The organism is Microbacterium sp. C7(2022), assembly GCF_028823665.1.
GTDB lineage: Bacteria > Actinomycetota > Actinomycetes > Actinomycetales > Microbacteriaceae > Microbacterium.
Map to the genome: position 1 here is coordinate 105,672 of NZ_JAPEHV010000001.1, position 25,866 is coordinate 131,537.

A 25,866-nucleotide genomic window follows, 5' to 3' on the forward strand; every position below is an offset into this window, starting at 1 on the left:
CACTCATGCAGATCTCTGACAAGGTCTTCGTCGTCACGGGCGGAGGCAACGGCATCGGACGCGAAGTGGCGCTCGAACTGCTGCGCCGCGGCGCCCGCGTGGCCGCCGTCGACCTCAACGAAGCCGGACTGGCCGACACCGCCGCGCTCGCCCCCACGGCGGGCACGCGCATCTCGACCCACGCCGTCAACATCGCCGATCGCGCGGCTGTGGAGGCACTCCCCGCTGCCGTGATCGAGGCGCACGGGCAGATCGACGGCATCGTCAACGTGGCCGGCATCATCCAGCCGTTCGTCCGCTTGCACGAACTGCCGTATGAGCAGATTGAGCGCGTGATGAACGTGAACTTCTGGGGCACCGTCCACATCGACAAGTCGTTCCTGCCGCACCTGCTTGAGCGTCCCGAGGCGAGCCTCGTCAACGTGTCGAGCATGAGCGCCCTGGTGCCGGTTCCCGGTCAGAGCGCCTACGGCGCCAGCAAGTCGGCCGTGAAGTCGCTCACTGAGGGACTTCATGCCGAACTTCGTGGAACGAACGTCGCGGTCACGGTTGTCTTCCCGGGCGCGGTTGGCACCAACATCACCGGCAACTCGGGTGTGACCACGCCCGGTGGCGCGGCCGCCGAAGCGGGCAAGGAGCACAAGACCACTTCGCCCGTGGACGCCGGTCGTCAGATCGTCGAGGCGATCGCGAAGGGCACCCCGCGCGTGCGCATCGGTGGCGACGCCCGCATGCTCGACCGCCTCGGCCGGCTCATGCCGACCAAGGCCATCGAGCTCATCGCCGACAAGATGAAGGACCTCCTCGACCGCGAGCCCGCGGCATCCGGTCGCTGATCCCGCTCACTTCACGACACCCCCTACCAGCCCCGCTGGTCAGGGGGTGTCGTGCGTGTGTGGTGGGGCTGTTGAAAATGCACAACCGCGTGCGGCGCCGCGACGCACGCGGGTTGTTGAAACCAACCAACGCTGTTGCCATGGGGTTGGAGGAGTCCTACCGTCAAGAGTGACTTAGCCTGTCCCTCACATCGAAAGGTGAGCCCATGGCCGACACCGCCGTCCGCTCGTCCATTCCCGCCCAGAGCAAGCGCACGCCCGCCGGTGGCGCGCCCACCGCTGCACACACGGCGGAAGAAGCATCCGAGTCCTGCATCGACATCGAGGCCGTCACCGATCTGCTGCTCGGCACGTGGGCAGACACTCGCCGCGAAGCGCGCGAAATGATCAAGGACCCTGCATTCTGGCGGCCGGATGGCATGCCGATGGCCGAGCACCGCGAGCGCGTGCTGGGTCAGCTTCACCTGTTGGTCGAGCACGGCGCGTCGCTCCGCGCGATGCCTAAGGAGTACGGCGGCCTCGAAGACAACGGCGCGAACCTCGCCGGCTTCCAGGAGCTCGTGCTTGCCGACCCCAGCCTGCAGATCAAGTCCGGCGTGCAGTGGGGCCTGTTCGGCTCGGCAGTGCTGCAGTTGGGCACCAAGAAGCACCACGACAAGTGGCTGCCGGGCATCGTCGACATGAGCATTCCGGGTGCGTTCGCGATGACCGAAACCGGGCACGGCTCTGACGTGGCAGCGATCGGCACCACCGCAACCTACGACCCCGACACCGAAGAGTTCGTGATCCACACGCCGTTTCGCGGTGCGTGGAAGGACTACCTCGGCAACGCCGCCGTGCACGGCAAGGCGGCGACGGTGTTCGCGCAGCTGATCACCGGTGGCGTCAACTACGGCGTGCACTGCTTCTACGTGCCCATTCGCGACGATGAGGGCGCGTTCCTCGACGGCGTCGGTGGCGAAGACGACGGCGTCAAGGGAGGGCTGAACGGCATCGACAACGGTCGCCTGCACTTCACCCACGTGCGCGTACCGCGCGAGAACCTGCTGAACCGCTACGGCGACGTCGCCGCCGACGGCTCGTACACGAGCGATATTTCCAGTCCCGGTCGCCGGTTCTTCACCATGCTCGGCGCGCTCGTACAGGGTCGCGTCTCGCTCGACGGTGCGGCGACGACCGGCACCGCGCTCGCGTTGTACATCGCGACGACTTACGCCAACCAGCGCCGGCAGTTCGACTCGGGTGCCGGCACCGACGAGGTGACGCTCCTCGACTACGGCAAGCACCAGCGCCGCCTCCTCCCGCTGATCGCACAGAATTACGCGCAGTTCTTCTCGCACGATGAACTGCTGCGCAAGTTCGACGGTGTGTTCTCGGGTAAGAAGGACACCCCCGAAGAGCGCGAAGACCTCGAGACCCTGGCCGCGGCCCTCAAGCCGCTGTCGACGTGGAACGCGCTCGACACCATTCAAGAGGCGCGCGAGGCGTGCGGTGGCTCGGGCTTCTTGGCCGAGAACCGTATGGTCGGCCTGCACCAGGACCTCGACGTCTACGTCACCTTCGAGGGTGACAACAACGTGTTGCTTCAGCTCGTCGGCAAGCGCCTGCTGTCGGACTACGCCAGCCAGTTCAAGGGGGCGGATGCCGCGAAGCTGGCGAAGTACGCCGTTGAGCACACCGCGGGCAAGATCTTCCACGGCGCGGGTCTGCGTCAGCTGGGTCAGTCGGTTGCCGACTTCGGCTCGACCGCCCGTTCGGTCGAGCTGGGCTTGCGCGCAGACCAGCAGCACGAACTGCTTGCCGGCCGCGTCGAGCAGATGGTTGCCGACGTCGCCGGGGCGTTGCGCCCGGCATCCAAGCTCTCCGCCAGTGAGGCAGCCGCCGTGTTCAACGCACACCAGGCGCAGTTGATCGAGGCCGCTCGCGCCCACGGCGAACTGTTGCAGTGGGAGGCCTTCAGCGACGGCATTGCCACCATCACCGACGCCGGCACGGCGCAGGTGCTCACGTGGTTGCGCGACCTGTTCGGTCTGCACCTGATCGAGAAGCACCTGGCGTGGTACCTGATCAACGGTCGACTGTCGGCGCAGCGCGCCGCAGCCGTGACGCGGTACATCGACCGACTGTGCGCACGGCTTCGCCCGCACGCGCAGGACTTGGTCGACGCCTACGGCTTTGAGCCCGAGCACGTGCGCGCACCGATCGCCTCGGGCGCCGAGCAGGCGCGACAAGACGAGGCTCGTGCCTACTACGAGAACCTTGCCGCGTCAGGCGAGGCACCCGTCTCGGAGAAGTCGCTCAAGAAGAAGTAGGTCTCGGCTCCCGGTGAGGGTGTCGGTGGCGCGGCATATGCTGACGCCGTGACGAACACCCTCACCGGCCCTGACGGCCTGGCGCGCTGTGCGTGGGTCGGCGACGACGCAGAGTACCGCCGCTATCACGACGAAGAGTGGGGTCGCCCGCTGCACGGCGACCGCGCGCTCTATGAGAAGCTGAGCCTCGAAGGCTTTCAAGCGGGACTGAGCTGGATCACGATTCTGCGCAAGCGACCGCGGTTTCGAGAGGTGTTCGCCGGTTTCGAGCCCGAGGTCGTCGCCGCTTTCGGTGACGCAGACGTCGAGCGATTGATGCAGGATGCCGGAATCATCCGCAATCGACTCAAGATCGAGGCGACCATCTCGAACGCCCGCCTGATGCTCGAGATGGCCGACGGTGAGTTCGATGCCTTCATGTGGGGCTTTGCGCCGCCTCGTCGCCCGCGCCCGGCGACGCTGGCCGAGGTCCCGGCCACGACAGCCGAGTCCGATGCGATGAGCAAGGCGCTGCGGAAGCGCGGCTTTCGATTCGTCGGCTCGACCACGATGTACGCGCTCATGCAGTCGTCGGGAATGGTGGATGATCACGTCGTCGGATGCCACCGCGCGGCATCCGACTGAGCCCTGCTGTGCCAAGACGGGCGGGTAATTATCCCCGTCGGTGAGGCTCGCACTCGGCCTTATGCTTTCTCGTGGAGGCCGACGAATGCCCGATGTGGACCTGAATCTCACTGCTCTCGGCGGTGCACGGGATCGTGTGTCGCGAGTGATCGACACGTTCGCATCGGCCGACCGCGTCAGCGACGAGATCGCCGCCCTCACCGGTGAACGGAGGCTGTCGAACCGCGTGCGCGACTTCGCCGACAACTGGGACCACAATCGCCGCGAACTCGAGGACGAACTCACCGTGGTGCGCGATTGGTTGGAGGCGATCGTCGATTCGGTCAGCGATCTTGACCGCTCGCTGGCCGATGGTGCGGGCGCCGGCTCGCAATGACAGCGGCGCTCGAGGCGGAGTTCTCCGATGTCTTCGAAGGCAGGCCGGATGAACTCGGCGCGCGTGCGGATCGACTCAGCGCAACGGCGGAAGCGATTCTGGCGGCAGCTGATGCCCTGCGCGATCTGGTGGATGAGCAACGCAGCCTCGCGACGGATGCGGTGGGGGAGACCGCGGACGAGTCCACCGCAAAGATGCGCCGCGCCGGCCGCCGCTACGAGCGGACCGCTCAGGCACTCACCACGTATGCCGTCGAGCTTGCGCCCATCCAGGCCGCGGCCCGAAGCGCGATCGCCGACGCCGAGCATCAACAGTCTCGGCAGTACATGCTGCAAGCACACCTCGCCGACATCGAGATCGACATCGTGCAGGCGGAAGCGCGGGGCGTATCCACCGCCGCACTCGAATCAGATCGCTGGGACGCGTACGCGGGCTTGAGCAGCGCCGCCGCGGGGCTCGAAGATGCCCGGCGCACCCTGTACGACGCGCGGGAGCAGATTCGGGATGCCGCGGATCGAGCGATCTCGGCCATCGAGGTGGCGATCGAGGACGGCAAGGACTCGTTCGGCGACAACTGGGATCAGTTCTGGGGTGGAGTGCGCGACTTCTTCTCGCCCGTCGCCGAATGGGCCCAACGGGCGTTGAAGGTCGTCACCACCGTCCTCATGGACCGAATAAGCGCGGCAGTGTCGGCACTGGTGGTCGCGGTGCTGATGCTCGTGGGCGCGCTCGTGATCGGCTTCATCGTCACGACCCTGGGGACTGCCGGGCTGATCGTCGTGGCGGCGATCCTTGCGGCGGCGCTGCTCGCGCTGGTGATCACCGAGTCGCTGGGCAAGCCGGTAAAGGTGGGGGGCACGCACGTTACCACCGAGGGGGCAGACACGGACGTCAACAAGGCGGAAGCCCGCGACTATCAGGGGATCATGCAGGACCTTGCCGAGCAGGATCTCAACGGCTTGTTTGTCAAGACCGAGATCCGCGTCGTGGCGATTCGGGATGCCGCGGGAGAAGTGATCTCGTGGCGCATCCAGTTGCCGAGCACGCAGGCCTGGTCGCCGACGAATACGGACGGAGCGCTCAACGACGCGCGCACGGACGCGATGCTCGCTCTGTTCCCGGGTGTGCCCACGCAATACGAGAGCGCGGTGTGGGATGCGATGACCGATGCCGGGGTCTTCGAAAGTGAGGCGCCGATCATGTTCACCGGGTGGTCTCTCGGCGGCATGATGGCTGGCGAGCTTGCGACCGATGCGCGCGTCGCGGATCGCGTCGAGTCGGTGTTCACCGCGGGCGCGGCGATCGACAAGCACTACAGCGACATTCCGCAGGGCGTGCGCGTGACGCAGATCAACAACGGCATCGACCCGGTGCACACTCTCGAGTTCAGCGGGCTCGGCGCGGAGGACTACGTGCGCACCGGGGGCACGTGGCAGACGTACCGCCCCTTGGCCTGGCCGATTCACGAGGCGACCATGTACGGTACAGAAGCGGAGCGCTTCCTCCCCGAGCCCCGTGCCGGCGATGAGATCTTCTTTGCCGCCGAGGGGAGCGCCAGCTACGAAGACGTATACGTGGCGGAGTACACGAGAGGCTCGTGATGAGGGCAGCGGAAAGAGGTACCGGGTGCTGAAGCGCACAGGCGCGCTCGCCGTCGCGATCATCCTCGGCGCCCTGACTCTGAGCGGTTGCGCCGCCAACCCCGATGTCTCTTCGCTTGAGACCGAACTGCAGACAGTGCCCGGTGTGGACGCCGCTCGAGCGACGGTCGCGCACTCGGGCGCGCCGTGGAACACCGACATCGTGGTGCTGCTCTTCGTCGAGGACCCCACGGTCGACAGTGTTGCCGACGTCACGCGCGCCAGCGCGCCGGTGTTCCTTGCCGACGATGCCACCGCCAAGCGCGGTGTCAGCCTGTTCGTCACCGATGCCGACCCGACGGAGTACGACCCGGTGACCCACAGCAGCACCCAGAACTTCCAGAACATGGATTCTGTCGCAGACGAGCTGGGCGTTGGCTCGGGCTCGGGCGGGCTATTGGTGTTGTCGGGTGACGACCTGCGCGCGCTCGCTGACGCGCAATGACCGCGCCGAAACTCACCTTCTCGCTCCCCGGCACCTGGGTCCGGATCGACCCGCAGGATTCGGCCGTGGCTCACGCGCAGATCGACGAGTCCGTGCGCGCGGTGCTGGGCGTCGCTGATGACGGAGCAGCCGCGCGCCGCCGCGTGCGCGATGCGCTGCGCGAGGCGGCAGATCGGGCCCGAGAAGCGAAAGCCCAGGCGCTGTTCCTGTGCACCGAGCTGGTGCCGGGCCTCGCTACGCCAGTCACGCTCACCGTTCATGCGCCCGAGGGGATGCGGATGAGTCCCGCCGTGGGCACATCACCTGCCGCCGTGCTCGAGGTGCTCGAAGAGAGCTTCCGCGCGCTTCAGGTTCCGGGCATCGACGCCGCGACCCGGATCACTGGCCCGCAGACTCGCGCCCTACGCATCATGCGCACGTGGGAAGAGGTGGCCGATCATGACGGAGTGCGCGTCAGCGGCATCCGAATCCAGGCGCAATACTGGTTCGCGGTTCCGGGAACCAAGCAGGTCGTCCTCGCGTCTTTCGCGTCGCCCCTGGGCGAACTCGCCGATGCGATGACACACCTGTTCGACGCCATCGCCCACTCGGCCGCATTCCTTCCCGAATAGGCGCCGCCAGCGACGCCAGGTCTGGGAAATGTCCGTCCCGGGCGTCAGAATGAAGCGGCGCCAGATTCGTGCGCTGCCGACCGAGAGGACCCCATGGCCGAGGCATCCGTCCACATCGCCGATTCGCACGAAGTCATCCGCGTGGTGGGGGCGCGCGAGAACAATCTGAAGAACGTCGATGTCGAGATCCCGAAGCGGCGACTCACGGTCTTCACCGGCGTCAGCGGTTCGGGGAAGTCATCGCTCGTGTTCGCCACGATCGCCAACGAGTCCCAGCGGCTGATCAACGAGACGTACCCGACGTTCGTGCAGCAGTTCATGGGGCAGCTGAACCGCCCCGACGTCGACGCGCTCGAGAACATCAGCCCCGCGATCATCGTCGATCAGGAACGCATGGGCGCCAACTCCCGCTCGACCGTGGGCACCGCGACCGACGCGCACGCCATGTTGCGCGTGCTGTTCAGCAGGCTCGGGCAGCCGCACGTCGGTTCTCCTCAGGCGTTCTCGTTCAACGTGCCCTCGGTCAAGGGTGCGGGTGCGGTGACGATGGAGAAGGGCGGCGAGAAAATCAAAGAGCGCCGCTCGTTCGAGATCACCGGGGGCATGTGCCCCGCCTGTGAAGGTCTCGGTCAGAAGAGCGACGTCGACCTCGACGAGTTGTACGACAAGACCAAGTCGCTCGCCGAGGGCGCCATCACCGTTCCCGGGTACAGCGCAGACGGCTGGATGGTGCGCGGGTTCACCGAATCCGGTTTCGTCGACCCCCACAAGCCGATCCAGGACTACACCGAACAGGAACTCGCCGACTTTCTCTACAAAGAGCCGACGAAGGTCAAGATCCAGAACATCAACATGACTTACGAGGGGCTTGTGCTCAAGCTCACGAAGTCGATGCTCCAGAAGGATCGCGACAGCCTGCAGCCTCACGTGCGCGCGTTCGTCGACCGTGCCGTGAAGTTCGCCGCGTGCCCCGCCTGCGAAGGCACGCGCCTCAACGAAGGCGCCCGCTCGTCGAAGATCGCCGGAGTGAGTATTGCGGATGCCGCAGCCATGCAGATCACCGATCTCGCCGCGTGGCTCGAGACCGTGACTGACCCCGCGGTCGCCCCGCTCATGGCGGGGCTCCGGCAGTTGATCGATTCGTTCATCGCGATCGGACTGGGCTACCTGTCGCTCGACCGTGCCTCGGGGACGCTCTCGGGCGGGGAAGCGCAGCGCACCAAGATGATCCGGCACCTGGGGTCATCGCTCACCGACGTGACCTACGTGTTCGATGAGCCCACGGCAGGTCTGCACCCGCACGACATCCAGCGCATGAATGCCCTGTTGCAACAGCTCCGTGACAAGGGCAACACGGTGCTGGTCGTCGAGCACAAGCCCGAGGTCATGGCGATCGCCGATCACATCGTCGATCTCGGTCCGGCCGCGGGCCGTGCGGGAGGCGAGATCCAGTACACCGGGGATCTCGCGGGGCTGCGGTCCTCGGGCACGATCACCGGCCGTCATCTCGACGACCGCGCACAGCTCAAGGCCGCCGTGCGCTCGGCCACCGGCAGTCTGCCGATTCGTGGCGCGACGCAGCACAACCTGCGCAGCGTCGACGTCGACGTTCCGCTCGGAATTCTCACCGTGGTCACCGGAGTCGCCGGATCGGGCAAATCGTCGCTCATTCATGGCAACGTGCCCGCGTTCGATGATGTCGTGGTCGTTGATCAATCGGCGATCAAAGGATCGAGGCGCAGCAGCCCCGCGACCTACACGGGCCTGCTCGATGTCATCCGCAGCGCTTTCGCCAAGGCGAACGGCGTGAAGCCGGCGCTCTTCAGCGCGAACTCGGCGGGCGCGTGCGAAGCGTGCAAGGGCCTCGGGGTGATCATCACCAATCTGGGCTTCACTCAGAGCGTCGAGACGTTGTGCGAGGTGTGCGAGGGCTCGGGGTTCAGCGACACCGTGCTCGAGTATCGGCTCGAGGGAAAGAACATCGCCGAAGTGTTAGCCATGTCTGCCGACGAAGCCGCGGGATTTTTCACGAAGGGCCCCGCGCACACGACGCTGTCGCGCATGATCGATGTCGGGCTCGGCTACATCACGCTCGGTCAGGCCCTCAATACGCTCTCGGGCGGAGAGCGCCAGCGACTCAAGCTGGCCATCTCGATGGCCAAGAAGGGTGCGATCTACGTTCTTGATGAGCCGACGACGGGTCTGCACCTCGCCGACGTCGACAATCTGCTGCGACTTCTTGATCGCCTCGTGGATGCCGGGAACAGCGTGATCGTGATCGAGCACCATCAAGCAGTGATGGCGCACGCCGACTGGATCATCGACCTCGGCCCGGGGGCGGGGCGCGACGGAGGAAGCGTGGTGTTCGAAGGAACACCGGCCGAGCTCGTCGCGTCGGCCTCGTCGCTCACCGCCCAGCATCTGGCCGAGTACGTCGCGAGCTGATCGTAGGACGGGGAATTGTCCCCGTCAATGGCGTACGGAGGCCTCTCGCTGCCGGGTTATCCTGATCGGGCCGTAGTTTCGCTCCGACTGTGACCATTCGCGCGGGCGAGATTATCACTACCACACCGCAACCACTCCGGGGGTCGACCGCGCCATGACAGCCTTCGCCTGGATGCGCGCCCGCCCGCGGGCTGTGGCATCGGCGTCGGTGCTGTCTGCTTCGGCCGTGGTGATTACGTCGCTCGCTTTCGCCTACGAGGGATTACCCACGACCGAAGTCGATCTTCACGACGGCGGCGTCTGGGTGACGAAGCAGTCAAGCTTGCTGATCGGTCACTTCAACCACCAGTCCCAGGTACTGGACGGCGGGCTGCGCACGTCCGCGGACGAGTACGACATCCTGCAGTCTGGTGACGACGTCATCATGGTCGATCAGGCGGCATCCGCCATCACGACGATCGATCCCGCGATGGTCACGCTCACCGATTCGAGCAACGTTCCCGCCGGCGCGAAGGTCGCCCTTGGCGGGCCGACGATCGCGGTGCTCGACTCTGCGAGTGGTGCGCTGTGGGTCGCTCCTGTTGACAGCGTCGGTGCACTCGAAGTCGCTGGTGAGGAACCGACGGTCGAGTTGGGACCGGACAGTGATGTGACGGTCGGTCTCGACGGCACGGTCTACGCGGTCTCGCCAGAGAATGCCGAGATCATCACCGTGCCCGTCGATGCGGAGGGCGAGGCGGAAGAGCCGTCGCGTGCGGGCATCGAGGAGCTTGCCGATAGTGACACCCTGACGATCACCGCCGTCGGCGACACCGCCGTCGTGCTGGATGCGGCATCCGGCTCTGTCATCACTTCTCGCGGCCTCCGCGCGGAGATCGGCGCGAGCGATGACGCCGTCCTGCAGTACGCGTCGGCACAATCCGACGCCGCCCTTGTGGCGACATCGGATGCTCTGGTGCGGGTGCCCTTCGATGGTTCGGATCCGGTGGAGATTCCCGCTGGAGCGAACGGCATTCCCGCAGCCCCCGTCTCTCTGTTGGGGTGCGCGTACGGCGCCTGGTCGGCATCGGCGATGTTCATCCGCGACTGTGTCGGCACCGATGACGACCTGACCGCTCCGATTTCGGGCGCCGACGAGACAGCGCAGCTGAAGTTCCGCGTCAATCGCGACGTCATCGTGCTCAACGACATCATCGGGGGCACCGCGTGGATGGCGAGCGACGATCTTCAAGAGGTCGACAACTGGAACGACATCACCCCGCCCGAAGGTGAGGCGGAGGAGAACGACGAAGACACCGCCGAAGAGACGGTCGAGACGACGCTGCCCGAGCGCAGCGAGAAGAACACCGTGCCCATCGCGGTCGATGACACCTTCGGCGTGCGCCCGGGCCGCAGCACCGTGCTCCCCGTGCTCGACAACGACACCGACGCCGATGGCGACGTGCTCACCGTCACCCTGCCCGAGGGTGGCCCTTCGCTCGGTGACGTGCAGTCGATCAACGCCGGATCCGGCCTGCAGATCGCCGTTCCCGAGAACGCCGCCGGGACCGCGTCTTTCGAATACGAAGTGGATGACGGCCGTGGTGGCACGGCCAGCGCCACCGTGGCGCTCACCGTGCGGGGCTGGGAGACCAACAGCGCACCCAAGCAGAAGCGCATCACATCGCTGATCGTCGAATCCGGCGGGGTGGTCGATTACAACGTCCTCCCCGACTGGATCGACCCTGACGGTGACGACGTCTTCCTGCGGTCGGTGGTCCCCGCCGAAGGCGACGAGGTCGACTTCACCGCCGACGGGCGCATCACGTACCGAGCCCTGGGGCTCACGAACGGTCGCAAGGACGTCGAGATCACCGTGTCGGATGGCGACAAGGCGACGCAGGGGATCGTCCGCATCGACGTACGGCCGGCAGGGTCGACCGATCCGGTGACGAACGCCGACCACATCCAGGCGCGCGTCGGTCAGACGGTGACAGTATCGCCCCTGGCGAATGACACGAGCGGAAGTACCGAGCCGCTGCGCCTCGCGCGGGTCGACGAGATCGACGGGGCGCGGGTCCGGGCCGACTTCGGCGCCAACCGCTTCTCGTTCGTTTCGGACTCGGCCGGCGTCTACTACGTGCAGTATCTCGCCGCCGTCGGCTCGCGCATGGCGCCCGGCATCGTGCGTATCGACGTGACCGAACCGGAACTGACCGAGCTGCCACCGGTCGCCGTCCGCGATGTCGCCCTGCTTCCTAGCGGTGGCGAAGTCCTCGTGAACGCGCTGGCGAACGACACCGACCCGAGCGGCGGGGTCTTGGTGATCCAGTCGGTGTCTGTCAATCGCGACAGCGGGGTGTCGGTGTCTGTGCTCGGCCACGAGACGCTCCGCATCTCGGACACGGCGGCTCTCACGGAGCAGATCGTGATCGGCTACACGATCTCGAACGGCCGCGACAGCGCCGACGGTGAAGTGGTGGTCATTCCGGTGCCGCCGCCGTCGAAGCTACGCCCGCCGGTGGCGAACGACGACGAAGTGGTCGTTCGTGTCGGTGACGTGGTGACGATCCCGGTGCTCGACAACGATTACCACCCGAACAACGACCGGATGACGGTCGCCCCCGATCTCGTCGAGCCCTTGCCGTCCGCCGATGAGGGCGAGATCTTCGTCTCGCAGAACACCGTGCGCTTCCGCGCGGGCACAGAACCCGGCACGACCTACGCCACCTACGAGGTCGTCGACAGTGCGGGGCAGAAGGATGCCGGCTACATCACGATCCAGGTGCTCCCGCGGTCGGATGAGACTAACCAGGCGCCGAAGCCACGCGACATCACCGCGCGCGTGCTGACGGGTGCGCAGACCCGCATCCCGGTGACCTTGGATGGCATCGACCCCGACGGGGACTCGGTGGAATTGGTGGGGATCGCCTCGGCTCCCACGAAGGGCCGCGTGATCGAGGTCGGTGCGAATTCGCTCACGTATGAAGCCGTCGGCGACGCCGTCGGCGAGGACGTGTTCACGTATCGCGTGCGCGACAACCTCGGCCAAGAGGCCACAGCCGCAGTGAGGGTCGGTATCGCGCCGTCGCTCGCGTTCAACCAGGCGCCGTACGCGGTGAAGGATTCCGTGGTGATGCGCCCCGGCCGCTCGGTCGCCGTCCCGGTGGTCGCCAACGACTCTGACCCCGAGGGCGACAGGCTGACGTTGCTCAGCGACGGGCTGATCCTGCCGGAGAACTCTGAGCTCGACGCCGAGGTGCTCGGGGACCGCGTGATCGTCACCGCACCGGCTGAAGAAGGCAACACCTCCCTGCAGTACACGATTCGCGACGAGCGCGGTGCCGAGGCGATCGCGGTGCTGCAGATCACGGTCGACGAAGACGTGCCCCTCCTTCGTCCCATCGCCCGAGACGACCGCGTGCTGGTTGACGAGATTAGTGAAGAGAACACCGTCGACCTCGAGGTGCTGGCCAACGACGAAGACCCCGACGGGACCATCGACGGGCTCGAGGTGTCGCTCAGCGGCGTCGAGACCGGCGCGCGCGTGCTCTCAGACGGGATGGTGCGGATCACGCTCGAAGACCGCCCGCGCCTGTTGACCTACACCATCACCGATCAGGACGGGCTGACGGCATCCGCTTTCATCGGTGTTCCTTCTCTCGAAGGACTCCCACCGACGCTGATCTCGACCGAGCCGCTCGAGGTGAAGAGCGGGGAGACCGTCGAGATTCCGCTCACCGATCACGTGCGCACCTCCACGGGGAAGAAGCTCGTCATCACCGAGGCTGCGAAGGTCAGTGCGGTCCACGGCAACGGTGACGCGCTCGTGAAAGACCAGACGACACTGGTGTACACGTCAGCAGATCGATACTTCGGCCAGGATGCCCTGACGTTCGAAGTGACCGACGGGACGGGGCCCGACGACCCCGAGGGCATCAAGGCCACCCTGACGTTGCCGATCACGGTGCTCCCGCCCGACAACCAGCCGCCCACGTTCACCAACGGAGCGATCAGCGTCGCGCCCGGTGAAGAGGCGGCATCCCTCGACCTGCGCGCGCTCACCGCCGACATCGACGAGGGTGACCTCGACTCGATGTCGTACACGCTCGTGGGTGGATCGCCCGATGGCATGAGCGCGTCGATCGACGGCCAGACCCTCCTCGTGAGCGCAGACGTGGCGACCCCCAAGGGGACGCAGGCGACGCTCGCCCTCAGCATCACCGATGGTGAGACCGATCCGATCGCCGGTGACGTCGTGGTCACCGTCACCGCGTCGACCAAGCCGCTCGCGACGGCCGTCGACGATGTCGTCGCCGAGGCGCACCAGGGTGTTCCGGTGTCGGTGCCCGTGCTGCGCAACGACGTCAGTCCGTTCCCGGGCGAGCCGCTCACGTTGGTCTCGGCGCTGCCCGAGACGGCCGGTGGCCTGGCCGAAGTCACGGGTGACGAAGTGCTCGTGAGCCCGGAGCCTGACTTCGTCGGAACACTGGTCGTGCGGTATCGGGTGCAGGATGCCACGGCAGACCCTGACCGCGAGGTCGAGGGTCGCATCACGCTCACGGTGCTCGGGCGCCCCGATATCCCTGGTACGCCGACGGTCTCGAGCGTGCAAGACCGCACCGTCGTGTTGTCGTGGACCCCGCCCGCAGACAACGGTGCCGAGATCACGGGGTACACCGTGTCGGCGGTAGCGCAGGACTACACCAAGGAATGCGCGGCAACGACGTGCACGCTGGACGGACTCACCAACAACGTCGAGTACAACTTCACCGTCATCGCCCACAACCGCGTCGGCGACTCTGACGCATCGGCGCCTTCGGCGACGGCACGGCCGGATGCCCGACCCGACACGCCGGCTCCGCCGACGCTGAAGTTCGGCGACCGCTCGTTGCAGGTGGCGTGGGTGACCCCGACCACTCCCGGGTCTCCGGTCGAGTCGTTCACGCTGGAAATCTCACCGGCCCCGCCGTCGGGCATCGCACAGAAGACCAAGGTGACGGGCAACTCGCTCGTCTGGGATGGCCTGGAGAACGGCACGAACTACCAGGTGCGCGTGCGCGCCCATAACCGCGCGCCCGACCCGTCGAGCTGGAGTCCCTGGTCGGCATCGGAGGTTCCCGCACGTCAACCCGATGCGCCGGCCGCGCCGAGCGTGGCGCGTCTAGAGCCGGTCGGATCGCAAGCGCAGCTCGAGGTGGCCTGGACGCAGCCGACGACCAATGGCGCCGACATCGAAGGCTACGAACTGCAGGTGCGCCAGGGGTCGAGCGTTGTGCGCACGATCACCGGAATCCCAGCGGGTCAGCGCACGCAGGCCATTTCGGTGGGCACGTCCACGACCGACTACACCTTCCGCGTCCGCGCAAGCAACAAGGCAGGCTGGAGCGAGTGGGGTGCGACCTCGTCGCCGCGGCGCGCCTTCGGTGAGCCGGGGGCACCGTCGAACGTGTCGGCAGTGCCGGGGGACCGACGGCTCACGGTGAGCTACTCCGCGGCATCCGGTAACGGCGCAACGGCGTCAGAGCTGCGCTACGAGTACTCCCTCAGCGGTGGCGGGTGGAACGCGTTGCCGAGCAACAACGTGATCACGGGCCTGACGAACGGCACCAACTACACCGTGCGCCTGCGCGCGTACACCGCGCTCGATGGCGTGCGCTACAACGGCCCCGCATCGACGGCGTCGGCGGCACAGAAGCCGTACGGTCCTGTCGGGACCCCCGGCGCATCAGCCAGCCGGAGCGGGCGCGACATCACCTTCAGTTGGAGCGCTCCGGCGCAGAACGGGCGAGCGATCGATCAGGTGCAGATTCGCATCGACGGCGGCGGGTGGCAGAACGTGGCGAACAACGGTTCGCGTACCAACACGTACGCGTACAGCACCACCCACAAGATCGAGGTACGCGCGTACGACACCGAGGGTCAGGTGAGCAACGTCCGGTCCGCCTCGGCGACGACGGTCGCCGCACCACCACCGCCGCAGGCACGAGCGTGGACCACGAAGGGCACGCGCACCAACAGTGCGACGTGCACAACGACGCTGTGTCACAAGATGGTGCTGCACACCGAGAACTTCCCCGCGGGGAACTACAGGGTGCGTTGTGCGCACTACGCGACGCCCGGTGGGTTCAGCACCTACAACAACGTCTACATTTCGGGCTCGTTCACGCGCGAGTTCGGCTGCCACTTCGGCGGCGCAGCCGGCACCCAAGCCTGGTTCATCATCGACGGCTGGGGAACCAGCGAGAGGGCGACGTGGTGATGCCCCGACTGCTTCACACTCTTCGAGAGGAAACGACACCATGACCATGACACCCGAACAAGCCAGCTGGTTCCAAGGCACGTTCTCGCGCCTGGTCGACAACGTCGATCAAGCCCTCATGGGCAAGCGCGAGGTGGTCGGTCTCGTGCTGGCGAGCATGATCGCCGAGGGCCACGTGCTCCTCGAAGACGCGCCCGGAACGGGAAAGACCAGCCTCGCCAAGGCGCTCGCGGCGACCGTGCAGGGCACGAGCACGCGCATCCAGTTCACTCCTGACCTTCTGCCCAGCGACGTGACGGGTGTGACCATCTACGACCAGGCGCAGCACAAGTTCGAGTTCCACCGGGGACCGGTGTTCTCGTCGATCGTGCTCGCCGACGAGATCAACCGCGCATCGCCGAAGACGCAGTCCGCGCTGCTCGAGGTGATGGAAGAATCCCGCGTGACGGTGGACGGCACGGCGCACCCCGTGGGGCGGCCGTTCCTGGTGATCGCGACCCAGAACCCCATCGAGCAGGCCGGTACCTACAAGCTGCCCGAGGCGCAGCTGGACCGCTTCCTCATCAAGACATCGATCGGCTACCCCGACCTCGACGTCGCCGAGCGCATCCTCGCCGGTGCCGCAGAGCGCAACCCCGCCGACCGACTGACGGCGCTCATCACCACCGGCGCGGTGGCGGACATGGCCGACCTCGCCGCGACCGTGCACGTCGAACCGGCCGTCTTGCGCTACGCGGCCGAGCTCGCGCAGGCCACGCGCGATCACGCGTCCACCCGCTTGGGTGTCTCGGTGCGCGGCTCGTTGGCGATGATCCGCATCGCCAAGGTGTGGGCTGCCTCGCACGGGCGTCACTACGTCACGCCCGACGACATCAAGCACCTCGTCGAGCCGGTGTGGACCCACCGCCTGGTGCTCGACCCCGAGGCGGAATTCTCCGGAATCACGGCCGAGACCGTGATCGCCCGTGTCGTCGAGGACGTCGCCGCGCCGCAGGCGAGGGCCGTGGCCTGATGACCACATCGACGGCTGCTGTCGCTCCCGAGGTCGAGGAGCGACGGTCATGGTGGACGGATGCCGCGGGCCACGCGTCATCGGTCATCGTGGCGCGCCTGCGCGCCGTCGTGAAAGTGGTGCGCCCGGCGACGTGGGTGCTGATCGGTGTGGCGATCACTCTCTGGATCGCCGGCGCGGCGCTGGGCTGGTTCGAACTCACCGTGACGGCCGTCGTGATGACGGCGGTCCTTGCCCTCAGTGCCCTGTTCCTCATTGGTCGCACCGCGTACGACGTGTCCCTCGACCTCACCCGCACGCGCGTGGTGGTCGGAGACCGGGCCGTCGGCGCGCTCACGCTCTCCAACACCGGCTCGCGGGCGATCCTGCCCTCGCGTGTCGTCCTCCCCGTGGGTAGTGGGCGCGGTGTGTTCGCGGTGGGCAGGCTCGCACCCGGCGCCGAAGTGGAAGAGCTGTTCGCGATTCCGACGAATCGGCGCGGCGTGCTCTCCGTGGGCCCGGTCAGCGTCGTGAGAGGCGACCCCCTCGGCCTGTTCGAGCGCGTCCACCACCGAGACGAGCCCGTCGACCTGTATGTGCACCCCCGCACCGTGTCGTTCGAGGGCCAGTCGCTCGGGTTCTTCCGCGACCTCGAGGGCATGTCGGCCCGTGACCTGTCGCCTGACGACGTCTCGTTCCACGCCCTGCGCGAGTATCAGCCGGGCGATGACCTGCGGCACGTGCACTGGAAGTCGACCGCACGCACCGGCACCGTGATGGTGCGCCAGTACGAAGAGACACGGCGCTCCCACTTCGTGTTGGGACTGTCGCGCAACCCCGCCGACTACGCCGATGCGGAGGAGTTCGAGCTCGCCATCTCGGCCGCCGGTTCGCTGGGCCTGCGCGCGATCCGCGACTCACGCCAGGTCGACCTCCAGGTGCAGGGCCGGCAGCTCGCCGCGGCTTCGGGCAAGCGCCTTCTCGACTCGCTCGCGGCGCTGGAGTCGTCGCGCTCCCGCGACCCGCGCCTTCTCGACCTGGCGGGTACGGTCGCGGCATCCCTTCCCCTCGCGTCGGTCGTGGTGTTGTTGTGCGGCTCCTCCGTCGACGTCGCGACCCTGCGCGCCGCCTGCGCGCGCCTGCCCTACGGCGCGCGCGTTCTGGTGATCGTGGCCGACTCGGGCGCGGCATCCAGTCGCTGCCGCATTGCCGAAGCAGACGTCATCACCATAGGGTCGCTCGATCAGTTGCCGCCGGCTCTGCGAAAGGTGCTCGCATGACCCGGACGCCGATCCCGCGCAAGCGGTGGCTCGCTGACCTCAGCGCCACCGTCTTGCTGCTGGCCGTGCCCATCGTCGGGTTCTGGCCGACGTTCGCCGGGCCCGGGTATCTTCCCGCGGTTGTCGGCGCGGCGATCTTCGGCGTTGCGATTGCGGCCGTGGCGGCCTGGCGGGGATGGAGCGCGCTGACCATCGCGGCGATCACCGTCGTGACGTACTTCATCGTCGGCCCCGCCTTGGCCGTGCCGCAGGCGACCGTGTTCGGCATCCCGACGCTGGATGCGTGGACGCAGCTGGCGCTCGGTGTCGTTACGTCGTGGAAGCAGATCCTCACCACGGTGGCGCCGATCCCCGCCGCCGAGGGGTTCCTCATCGCCCCCTTCCTGCTCACGCTCGTCTCGGCCGTTCTCGTGACGTCGCTCGCGCTGCGCGCCCGGCATGCCGCGTGGGCTCTGCTTCCGGCGGGAGCGTTCCTCGCGTTGCAGATCGCGCTGGGTACCTCCGATCCGGCACTGCCCGTGATCGAGGGTGTGGTGTTCGCGGTTGTCGCGATCGTCTGGTTGGCGGTGCGGCAAGCATGGGCTCCCGCGCAGGGCGCGGTATCTCTCGGCGAGGGACCGGTGTCCACGTCGCACGTGCGTCGGGTGCTGACCGGAGCGGGCGTTGTCGCGCTGGCCGTGGTCATCGGGGTCGCTACCGCGGGCTTTGCCGCGCCCGCGGGCCCGCGATACGTGCTGCGTGACGTGGTGATTCCCCCGTTCGACGTGAAGGAGTACGCCAGCCCACTGCAATCGTTCCGCGGCTACGTGCGTGACTTCGACGCTGATCCTCTGTTCACCGTGTCGGGTCTTCCGCAGGGTGCGCGCGTGCGCATCGCCGCGATGGACGCGTATTCGGGCACGGTATACAACGTCTCTGAGGGCGGCGCGGGGTCATCGAGCGCGTTCGTGCCGGTGCGTCCCGAAATGTCGCCCGATGCCGAGGGCACCCCGGCGAGTGTTCACGTGCAGATCGCCGACCTGAAGGGCGTGTGGTTGCCGACGGTGGGCGCCGTGACCCAGATCGGTTTCGCCGGGGAGAGCGCTGATGACCTTCGACGCGCGGCGCACTACAACGCGGCGACGCAGACGGCGGTTCTTACCTCGGGTGTGCAGCCCGGAGCCGAGTACGACCTCGACGTGGTGATCCCCGAGACGCCGAACGACACGGCACTGGCCGATACGCCGTTCGCGCCGGTGCGCATGCCGGCCCAAGAGGGCGTGCCGCAGGACTTCGTCGAGATCGCCTCACAGGCCGTCGCCGACGCCGAGACCCCGATCGAACAGGTGCGCGCGCTGCAGCAGTCGCTCTCGGAGCGAGGGTTCTTCAGTCATGGCCTCGAGGGAGAGCCCCTCTCGCGCGCCGGGCACGGTGCCGAGCGCATCACCACCCTGCTCGGCTCGGAGCAGATGGTCGGGGATGACGAGCAGTACGCCGTCGCGATGGCGTTGCTGGCGAACTCGATCGGCATCCCCGCACGCGTAGTGATGGGGTTCCACCCCGACGAGAACCAGACGGCTTCGGGCGTATTCACGGCCACGGGCGAGAACCTGCACGCGTGGGTCGAGGTCGCCTTCGACGGGGCCGGCTGGGTGCCGTTCGATCCGACGCCGCCCGAAGATCAGGTTCCGAGCGACCAGACCACCAAGCCTCGGGCCGACCCGAAGCCGCAGGTGCTGCAGCCGCCGCCTCCGCAGCAAGAGCCGGTCGACCTGCCCCCGACCGTTCCCGACGAGCGGGAGCAGAACGATGACCAAGAAGAGTCGGCGTTCGAATACGGCTTCATCCTGCTGATCGCCGGGTCGCTGTTGCTCACGCTCGCGTTGCTGCTGGCGCCGTTCCTGATCATCGGCGCGATCAAGGCATCTCGCCGTCGTCGCCGCCTGCAGGCCGAGCGCAGCGCCGACCGCATCAGCGGTGGGTGGGAGGAACTCGTCGACCGGGCCGCCGACTACGGCAGCCCGGTGCGAGTTGGCGGTACACGGATGGATGATGCCACCACCGTGAGTACCGCCTTCGAGCAGACGGCGGTCGTCACGCTCGCCGCCCGCGCCGACGCCGAGGTGTTCGGGCCGACCGACCCGACCGACCAGGACGTTGCCGAGTTCTGGCGCCAGGTCGACGACATCGTCGCCGAGATGGGCCGCAGCACGTCGGTCTGGGGGCGCCTGCGCGCACGACTGAGCCTGCGCTCACTGCTTGCGGGCACGCGATTCGCGCTGCGCAGTCCGCGGACGTCCCGGCGGGAAGCGGGGCACGACGCATGACGACCTTGTCGCCCTACGCCCCCTCAGACGCGGGCGATGACTCGGCGGCAGCACCCGTTCTCGCCCTGACGTGGGACGATGGCACACGGACGGCGGTCTACGATCGCATGCTGTGCGGGCGCAATCCCGCGTGGGAAGACGGAGCGGTGGTGGTGACATTGCGTGACGAGACGCTGTCGCTGTCGCGCACCCACTGCGAGATCGGCCGCGATGCCGGCGGCACGTGGATCACCGATCGGCACTCATCCAATGGCACGGTGCGAGTGCGAGGGGGCGAGCGGATGCCACTGATCGCCGGCCTTGCATACTCCCTTCACGTCGGTGACCGCATCGAACTCGGTGACCGCAGTGCGGTTGTGGGGGGTGCCGCATGACTGTTGCACCCCCGCCGATCGTTGTCGCGTGCGGAGCGGCGACCGACCCCGGACTGCGTCGCGCGCTCAATGAGGACTCACACATCGCGGCCGCGCCGGTCTTCCTCGTCGCCGACGGAATGGGCGGGCACCACGCGGGCGAAGTGGCCAGCGCAACGGTGATCGATGAGTTCGCACAACTCGTGGGGCGACCGAGCGTCGCGCTCGCCGAAGTTCGGGCAACGCTCGGTCGCGCGCGTCAACGGGTACACGCGCTCCCCGCGGGTGACGGAGCGAGCGCGGGAACCACGCTGTCGGGGGTCGTGGTTTGCGACGTTGACGGCACGGCATATTGGCTCACCCTCAACGTGGGGGATTCGCGCACCTACCGCTTCTTCGAGGGAGAGCTCGAGCAGTTGAGTGTCGACCACACGGTCGTACAAGAACTCGTCGCCGCCGGGACGCTCACCGTCGCCGCCGCGCGAACAGACTCGCGGCGCAACGTCATCACGCGAGCGATCGGAGCCGACAGCGAGAGCGAGACTGACTACTGGCTGGTCCCCGCCGAGCAGGGCGATCGCATTCTGGTGTGCTCAGACGGACTCCCCGACGAACTCGAGGACGACGCCATCGCCGCGATTCTGGGGAGCGTCGCCGACCCGCAGGAGGCAGCGACCCGCCTGGTCCACGAAGCGATGCTCAAGGGTGGGCGAGACAACATCACCGCCGTCGTCGCCGACGCGGTGACGGTTCACGGTAGCGATGGGTCGCGCGCCCTGGACCGCACCGTCCCGCCGGCGGCGCCGATCGAACCGCCGACCGATGACGATCTCGATGAAGACACTCGCCCGCGTGCGATGACAGGAGGCGCGCGCCGATGACCGCTCACTATGCTCCGGGTGCTCACCCGGTTGCCGTTACCCCGCACGGCTTCGTCATGCTCAGCCCGGAATCCTCGGCGTCGCTGGTCGCCCGTGTGTGGCACGATGTCGCTGCCGGCCGAGGTCTTCCCGCGGTGCTCGAAGCCCTCACAGGGGCGTACGGCACGTCGTTGGCGGCGATTCCGCCGTTCGCGGTCGTGCTGCGTGAGTCTGATTCGTGGCGCATCGCCGTGCGCGGCGATATCGCCGTTGAGGTGGAGAGCGCAGGGGGAGCCGAGCTGCTGAGCGGCGCGGGAGTGACCACGTGGAGTGAACGCGTGCTGGGCTCTGCCTCACGGGTCACCGTGAGTGCGGCCACCGCTGACGCGCCCAGCGAGTTGCCCATCGATGCGGGGGTCGTCCTCGTCTCGAAGATCCAGTGGGTTCCGGACGCCGCGGCAGAGCCAGACCCTGAGCCCAATGCCGACGCCGATGCCGACCGAGCCGAGGTCGCGCCGGCGCCGCCGGTGATCGGTCCGCCGGTTCCCGGGCTCGTGCCTCACGGGTTCAGTGCCGCCGAGCCCGTGAGCCCCCGACCGCCCCTGCCGCCACGCCAGGCGTCGGTTCCATCGCAGCCGGCGGGCGCGGCATCCATTCCCCCTTCCGCTGCCCCGGGGATCATCGACTCAGCCGCAGTGCTCGCGCTGAGCGACACCCTGCTTCCTCAAGAGACCACGTTCACCGTGGGCGACGAAGAGCACGACGAAGCCGCGTCCGACGGTTCAGCGGTCGACGACGACTTCGATGCGACCGAGATCTCCGAGCGCAGCGGCTCAGCGGCGAACACGCCGAACACGCCGAACACGCCGGCCGACGACGACGTCGCGGAGGCGACGGTCATGCGCGCAGGGGTCGAGGGTGCAGCTGCTCGGACACCGCGGCCTGCCCCCGCTCTGGGCGACCACGACGGGCAGACCGTTTCTCTCGCCGAGGCGCGGGCGGCGCGACAGCGCGCGGCCGGCGGGGGCGCGGCATCCGATCTTCCGGCATCGTCCGGCAGTGCCGCAGGCTCGACCGAACCACCCCCGCTCGCACCTCCCCGCCTTCCATCACCCGGTCAGCTGCGCGTGTCGACGGGGCAGGTTGTTCCCCTCAATCGCACCGTCGTCTTCGGGCGTCGCCCGCGTTCGACGCGCATCACGGGCACCGATCTGCCGCACCTCATCACCGTCGAGTCGCCCCAACAAGACATCTCACGCAGCCACCTCGAGGTGCGCGTCGAGGGTGGCAGCATCGTCGCCACCGACCTCGACACCACGAACGGCACGCTGTTGGTGCGCTCGGGCGCCGACCCGGTGCGCTTGCACCCGCACGAGGCGACCGTTGTCGTGCACGGCGACATTCTCGACCTCGGCGACGGCGTCACGGTGACCGTCGAGGAAGACGCGTGAGCGCGAAGCGCGCGCCAGCCGCGCCACCCGACCTGCAGGGTTTCACGTTCATCGACGTGCTGGGCTCGGGCGGATTCGCCGACGTGTACCTGTACGAGCAACACCTGCCTAAGCGCCGCGTCGCCGTCAAGGTGTTGCTCCCCGATCGCATGTCGAGCGGATCGGTTGAAGAGTTCACCGCCGAGGCCAACGTCATGGCGATGCTGTCGACGCACCCCGCGATCGTCACGATCTACCAGGCCGGCGTCGCACGCGACGGGCGCCCGTACCTGGTGATGGAGTACTGCCCCAAGCCCAATCTGCAGGTGCGCTACCGCCGCGAGCCGTTCTCGGTGGCCGAGTCGCTGCGCGTCGGCGTGCAGGTCGCCGCGGCCGTCGAGACGGCGCACCGCGCGGGCGTGCTGCACCGCGACATCAAGCCCGCCAACGTTCTGGTCACCGAGTACAACCGCCCGGCGCTCACCGACTTCGGCATCGCTTCGACGACAAGTGCGGCCGACGAATCGGCGGGCTTGTCGATCCCGTGGTCGCCGCCCGAGGCGTTTGCCGATGTTCCGCGCAGCGATGCGCGCAGCGATGTGTACCAGTTGGGCGCGACGGTGTACTCGCTGCTCGTGGGGCGGTCGCCGTTCGAGCTCGGAGATCAGCGCAACACCGCGGCCGACCTGATGGAGCGGATTGAGCGGATGCCGCTGCCCGCCGTCGCGCGCGCGGACGTCCCCGTTTCGCTCCAGCACGTGCTGGAGCGTGCCATGGCGAAGTCGGGGGGCGACCGATACGAGAGCGCCCTCGCGTTTGCGCGCGCGCTGCAGAAGGTGCAGATCGAGCTTTCGCACGCGGTGACGCCCATCGACATCCTCGACGACTCTGCTGAGGCAGACGATGACGAGGACGATGACGACGGCCTGACCCGCGTGCGTGGCGTGGTCAGCATCGACCCGGCCACCGGCCCGGCGGCCGGGCTCACGCGTCCCACCACGGCAGCATTCGCGCCTGACACCACCGACGCTCGCGCCGAAACCCAGTCGCGCACTGTGCAGCGTTCTCGCGGGTTCGCTCCGGCGGGGGATGGGACGGATGCCACGATCGCCCGCGGCGCCGCTTTCGCACCCGGCGCCTTCGCGCCCGCGCCGGGCGCTGCACCCGCCACGGATGCGGCGTCGGGCGCGGGCGCTTCGCCGACCTACGCGGCACCGGGCGCCGACGGCGCACAGGACCTCGATCACACGGTGATCCGCGGTGGCACCGCGCCGGCGGGTCTCACCGCGGCGAGCCCCGCCGCGGTACCCGTCGACCCGGCACCCATGGCGTTCACCGGGCCGCCGCCGACGGCCGCTGTGTCATCCCCGATCGCGCGTTCGCGGCGGGGTCTGTGGATCGCGCTCGGCGCTGGCGCTGCCGCGCTCATCCTCATCGCGGTGGTCGCGGTGTCACTCCCCGGCCTGCTATCGGGGCCGGCAGAGGTCGAGCCCACCCCGCTGACCAGTTCGCAGCCGCAGGATCCGTTGTCGACCGTCGTTCCCGAGCCAGCCGATCTCGCCGGTAGCGAGTCGAGCGATGGCATCCGATTCACATGGTCCAACCCCGACCCGCAGGATGGCGACTTCTACCTCTACGGTGTCGTCGATGCCGCCGGCGGCGAGCCTGCCTACACGTCGGTCGCCGACACCGAGGTCACCGTTGACGCTGACGCTTCGGGTCGCACGTGCCTCGAAGTGATGACCGTGCGGGCGAACGGTTCGTCGAGTGAGCCGGTGAGGGCGTGCGCTCCGTGAGCGACGTGAGCGACGTGAGCGACGAGAGCGACGAGAATGCGCCGGGGGGCGGAGAGCACATGACTAACAGCGACTTGATCGTCGACTTCGCCGGCGAGGAGTTTCGTGTCCGCTCAGGAGATGTCTTCCGGGTCGGCCGCGAAGGCGACCTCGCGATCGATGACAATTTGTTCCTGCACCGCCACTTCCTTACGGTCGAGAACGTCGACGGGTTGTGGCTGCTGTCGAACGTCGGCAGTCGCCTGCGCGCCACGGTGACCGACTCAGCGAGCCGCGTGCAAGCCTGGCTTGCCCCCGGCGCTCGCCTGCCCATCGTGTTCGCTGCGACCTCGGTGATCTTCAGCGCCGGGGCTACGACGTATGAACTCACGATCCGCATCGACGAGCCGCCGTTCCGCGAGACCGCACACTTCGCCACGGACGACGGGCAGAGCACGATCGGCGAGGTCCCGCTCACTCCGAGTCAGCGCGTCATGATCCTCGCGCTCGCCGAGCCGCTGCTGCGCCGCGAGGGCACCGGCATGAGCGAACTGCCCACGTCCGCGCAGGCCGCCGAGCGGATCGGCTGGACGACGACGCGTTTCAACCGCAAATTGGATGCCGTGTGCGACAAACTCGACCGCATCGGCGTCCCGGGTATGCGCGGTGGTGCGCGCTCCTACGCCACCAACCGCCGCGCGCGCCTGGTCGAGCATGCGATCGCTGCGCGCCTGGTGACCCGGGAGGACCTTCCCCTTCTCGATGCGGAACGCGAGGCCTCGGCCGACTCCGCCGAGGACTGAGCTGACTCGACGTCAGCGCACCGGGTCGGCGAGGTGGCGCCCGGTGTGGCTGAGCACTTTCACAATCACGCCGCGCCCGCGCAGCGCCGCGATCGTGCGGCTCTCCTCTTCGGTGTTGCGTCCGAGCGCGTGAATGTTCGCGACGACCAGCACATCGCCGGTCCGAAGCGTCCCGAACAGTCTGACCAGGCGCTCCTCCCACGACTCGAGCGTCTCGGGCGCCGGGTGCCGGAACCCCTCGATCGGCACGCCGAAGCGTGTGAGTTCGTTGCGCTGCTCGACCACCGACGGCATGTCGTCGCGCGAGATGACGAGCCCGACCAGCCGCGAGCCCGCGGGGCGTGCCTGCCAGAAATGGCGGTCAGCCTGCAGCTCTGAGAAGCACCGCGGGCACTCCGCCGCTGCGTGCGGCAGGTGCAAGGGAGCAGTGTCGGATGCCACGCCAGACAGCCCGCTATCGGCGGCGTCGCCGGTCGTTGCCGCAATCCCCTCTGCGGGTCGCAGTGTCTCGCTCATTGCCTCGCTCATGGAGACCCCT

The 25,866-nt window shown here is 67.8% G+C and carries 18 protein-coding genes; 17 read left to right on the forward strand and 1 reads right to left on the reverse strand.

Annotated elements, in window-relative coordinates; translation table 11 throughout:
- Positions 1-5 precede the first annotated feature (5 nt).
- The 17 genes from ON062_RS00460 (at position 6) to ON062_RS00540 (ending at position 25,328) form a co-directional block, all read left to right on the forward strand.
- Positions 6-836: an SDR family oxidoreductase gene (locus tag ON062_RS00460; protein ID WP_274645170.1), complete on the forward strand. Its 831-nt coding sequence runs from the start codon at positions 6-8 to the stop codon at positions 834-836.
- A 206-nt stretch (positions 837-1,042) separates the two neighbouring features.
- The gene (locus ON062_RS00465) at positions 1,043-3,148 is read left to right on the forward strand and encodes an acyl-CoA dehydrogenase (protein ID WP_274645171.1); all 2,106 of its coding nucleotides are present in this window, start codon (positions 1,043-1,045) and stop codon (positions 3,146-3,148) included.
- A 48-nt stretch (positions 3,149-3,196) separates the two neighbouring features.
- Entirely contained in the window at positions 3,197-3,772 is a 576-nt protein-coding gene (locus ON062_RS00470; protein ID WP_274645172.1) for a DNA-3-methyladenine glycosylase I, read from the forward strand.
- A gap of 85 nt (positions 3,773-3,857) precedes the next feature.
- Positions 3,858-4,148: a hypothetical protein gene (locus tag ON062_RS00475; RefSeq protein WP_274645173.1), complete on the forward strand. Its 291-nt coding sequence runs from the start codon at positions 3,858-3,860 to the stop codon at positions 4,146-4,148.
- Positions 4,145-5,749 carry a hypothetical protein gene (locus ON062_RS00480; protein WP_274645174.1) on the forward strand — a complete coding sequence of 535 codons (1,605 nt, stop codon included), beginning with the start codon at positions 4,145-4,147 and terminating at the stop codon, positions 5,747-5,749. The genes ON062_RS00475 and ON062_RS00480 overlap by 4 nt, the downstream gene beginning before the upstream one ends.
- A 25-nt stretch (positions 5,750-5,774) precedes the next feature.
- The gene (locus ON062_RS00485; RefSeq protein ID WP_274645175.1) at positions 5,775-6,233 is read left to right on the forward strand and encodes a hypothetical protein; all 459 of its coding nucleotides are present in this window, start codon (positions 5,775-5,777) and stop codon (positions 6,231-6,233) included.
- Entirely contained in the window at positions 6,230-6,844 is a 615-nt protein-coding gene (locus tag ON062_RS00490) for a hypothetical protein (protein ID WP_274645176.1), read from the forward strand. The genes ON062_RS00485 and ON062_RS00490 overlap by 4 nt, the downstream gene beginning before the upstream one ends.
- Before the next feature lie 93 nt (positions 6,845-6,937).
- Complete coding sequence (locus ON062_RS00495) at positions 6,938-9,289, forward strand: excinuclease ABC subunit UvrA (protein ID WP_274645177.1); 2,352 nt, start codon at positions 6,938-6,940, stop codon at positions 9,287-9,289.
- A gap of 154 nt (positions 9,290-9,443) precedes the next feature.
- Positions 9,444-15,530, forward strand: a complete 6,087-nt coding sequence (locus ON062_RS00500; RefSeq protein ID WP_274645178.1) for an Ig-like domain-containing protein — start codon at positions 9,444-9,446, stop codon at positions 15,528-15,530.
- A 40-nt stretch (positions 15,531-15,570) separates the two neighbouring features.
- Positions 15,571-16,542 (forward strand): MoxR family ATPase, encoded by a 972-nt coding sequence (locus ON062_RS00505; protein WP_274645179.1) that lies wholly within the window; start codon positions 15,571-15,573, stop codon positions 16,540-16,542.
- On the forward strand, positions 16,542-17,801 hold the full coding sequence (locus ON062_RS00510) for a DUF58 domain-containing protein (protein ID WP_274645180.1): 1,260 nt from the start codon (positions 16,542-16,544) through the stop codon (positions 17,799-17,801). Before ON062_RS00505 ends, ON062_RS00510 begins: the two co-directional genes overlap by 1 nt.
- Entirely contained in the window at positions 17,798-20,107 is a 2,310-nt protein-coding gene (locus ON062_RS00515; protein ID WP_274645181.1) for a transglutaminase family protein, read from the forward strand. Before ON062_RS00510 ends, ON062_RS00515 begins: the two co-directional genes overlap by 4 nt.
- Positions 20,104-20,481 (forward strand): FHA domain-containing protein, encoded by a 378-nt coding sequence (locus ON062_RS00520; RefSeq protein WP_274645182.1) that lies wholly within the window; start codon positions 20,104-20,106, stop codon positions 20,479-20,481. Before ON062_RS00515 ends, ON062_RS00520 begins: the two co-directional genes overlap by 4 nt.
- Complete coding sequence (locus ON062_RS00525) at positions 20,478-21,341, forward strand: PP2C family serine/threonine-protein phosphatase (protein ID WP_274645183.1); 864 nt, start codon at positions 20,478-20,480, stop codon at positions 21,339-21,341. The genes ON062_RS00520 and ON062_RS00525 overlap by 4 nt, the downstream gene beginning before the upstream one ends.
- Positions 21,338-22,771 carry an FHA domain-containing protein gene (locus ON062_RS00530; RefSeq protein WP_274645184.1) on the forward strand — a complete coding sequence of 478 codons (1,434 nt, stop codon included), beginning with the start codon at positions 21,338-21,340 and terminating at the stop codon, positions 22,769-22,771. The genes ON062_RS00525 and ON062_RS00530 overlap by 4 nt, the downstream gene beginning before the upstream one ends.
- On the forward strand, positions 22,768-24,546 hold the full coding sequence (locus ON062_RS00535) for a serine/threonine-protein kinase (RefSeq protein WP_274645185.1): 1,779 nt from the start codon (positions 22,768-22,770) through the stop codon (positions 24,544-24,546). Before ON062_RS00530 ends, ON062_RS00535 begins: the two co-directional genes overlap by 4 nt.
- A 59-nt stretch (positions 24,547-24,605) precedes the next feature.
- A complete protein-coding gene (locus ON062_RS00540; RefSeq protein WP_274645186.1) occupies positions 24,606-25,328 on the forward strand; it encodes a hypothetical protein in 723 nt (240 codons plus the stop codon).
- Between the two features lie 12 nt (positions 25,329-25,340).
- On the opposite strand, the gene ON062_RS00545 is transcribed toward ON062_RS00540, so the two are convergent.
- Positions 25,341-25,856: a recombinase family protein gene (locus ON062_RS00545; protein ID WP_274645187.1), complete on the reverse strand. Its 516-nt coding sequence runs from the start codon at positions 25,854-25,856 to the stop codon at positions 25,341-25,343.
- Positions 25,857-25,866: the final 10 nt, after the last annotated feature.

What these genes read in the sequence shown, in the direction of transcription:
- ON062_RS00460 (WP_274645170.1), top strand. Translation starts at nt 6, where the DNA reads ATGCAGATCTCTGACAAGGTCTTCGTCGTCACGGGCGGAGGCAACGGC.
- ON062_RS00465 (WP_274645171.1), top strand. Translation starts at nt 1,043, where the DNA reads ATGGCCGACACCGCCGTCCGCTCGTCCATTCCCGCCCAGAGCAAGCGC.
- ON062_RS00475 (WP_274645173.1), top strand. Translation starts at nt 3,858, where the DNA reads ATGCCCGATGTGGACCTGAATCTCACTGCTCTCGGCGGTGCACGGGAT.
- ON062_RS00480 (WP_274645174.1), top strand. Translation starts at nt 4,145, where the DNA reads ATGACAGCGGCGCTCGAGGCGGAGTTCTCCGATGTCTTCGAAGGCAGG.
- ON062_RS00490 (WP_274645176.1), top strand. Translation starts at nt 6,230, where the DNA reads ATGACCGCGCCGAAACTCACCTTCTCGCTCCCCGGCACCTGGGTCCGG.
- ON062_RS00495 (WP_274645177.1), top strand. Translation starts at nt 6,938, where the DNA reads ATGGCCGAGGCATCCGTCCACATCGCCGATTCGCACGAAGTCATCCGC.
- ON062_RS00500 (WP_274645178.1), top strand. Translation starts at nt 9,444, where the DNA reads ATGACAGCCTTCGCCTGGATGCGCGCCCGCCCGCGGGCTGTGGCATCG.
- ON062_RS00505 (WP_274645179.1), top strand. Translation starts at nt 15,571, where the DNA reads ATGACCATGACACCCGAACAAGCCAGCTGGTTCCAAGGCACGTTCTCG.
- ON062_RS00510 (WP_274645180.1), top strand. Translation starts at nt 16,542, where the DNA reads ATGACCACATCGACGGCTGCTGTCGCTCCCGAGGTCGAGGAGCGACGG.
- ON062_RS00515 (WP_274645181.1), top strand. Translation starts at nt 17,798, where the DNA reads ATGACCCGGACGCCGATCCCGCGCAAGCGGTGGCTCGCTGACCTCAGC.
- ON062_RS00520 (WP_274645182.1), top strand. Translation starts at nt 20,104, where the DNA reads ATGACGACCTTGTCGCCCTACGCCCCCTCAGACGCGGGCGATGACTCG.
- ON062_RS00525 (WP_274645183.1), top strand. Translation starts at nt 20,478, where the DNA reads ATGACTGTTGCACCCCCGCCGATCGTTGTCGCGTGCGGAGCGGCGACC.
- ON062_RS00530 (WP_274645184.1), top strand. Translation starts at nt 21,338, where the DNA reads ATGACCGCTCACTATGCTCCGGGTGCTCACCCGGTTGCCGTTACCCCG.
- ON062_RS00540 (WP_274645186.1), top strand. Translation starts at nt 24,606, where the DNA reads ATGACTAACAGCGACTTGATCGTCGACTTCGCCGGCGAGGAGTTTCGT.
- ON062_RS00545 (WP_274645187.1), bottom strand. Translation starts at nt 25,856, where the DNA reads ATGAGCGAGGCAATGAGCGAGACACTGCGACCCGCAGAGGGGATTGCG.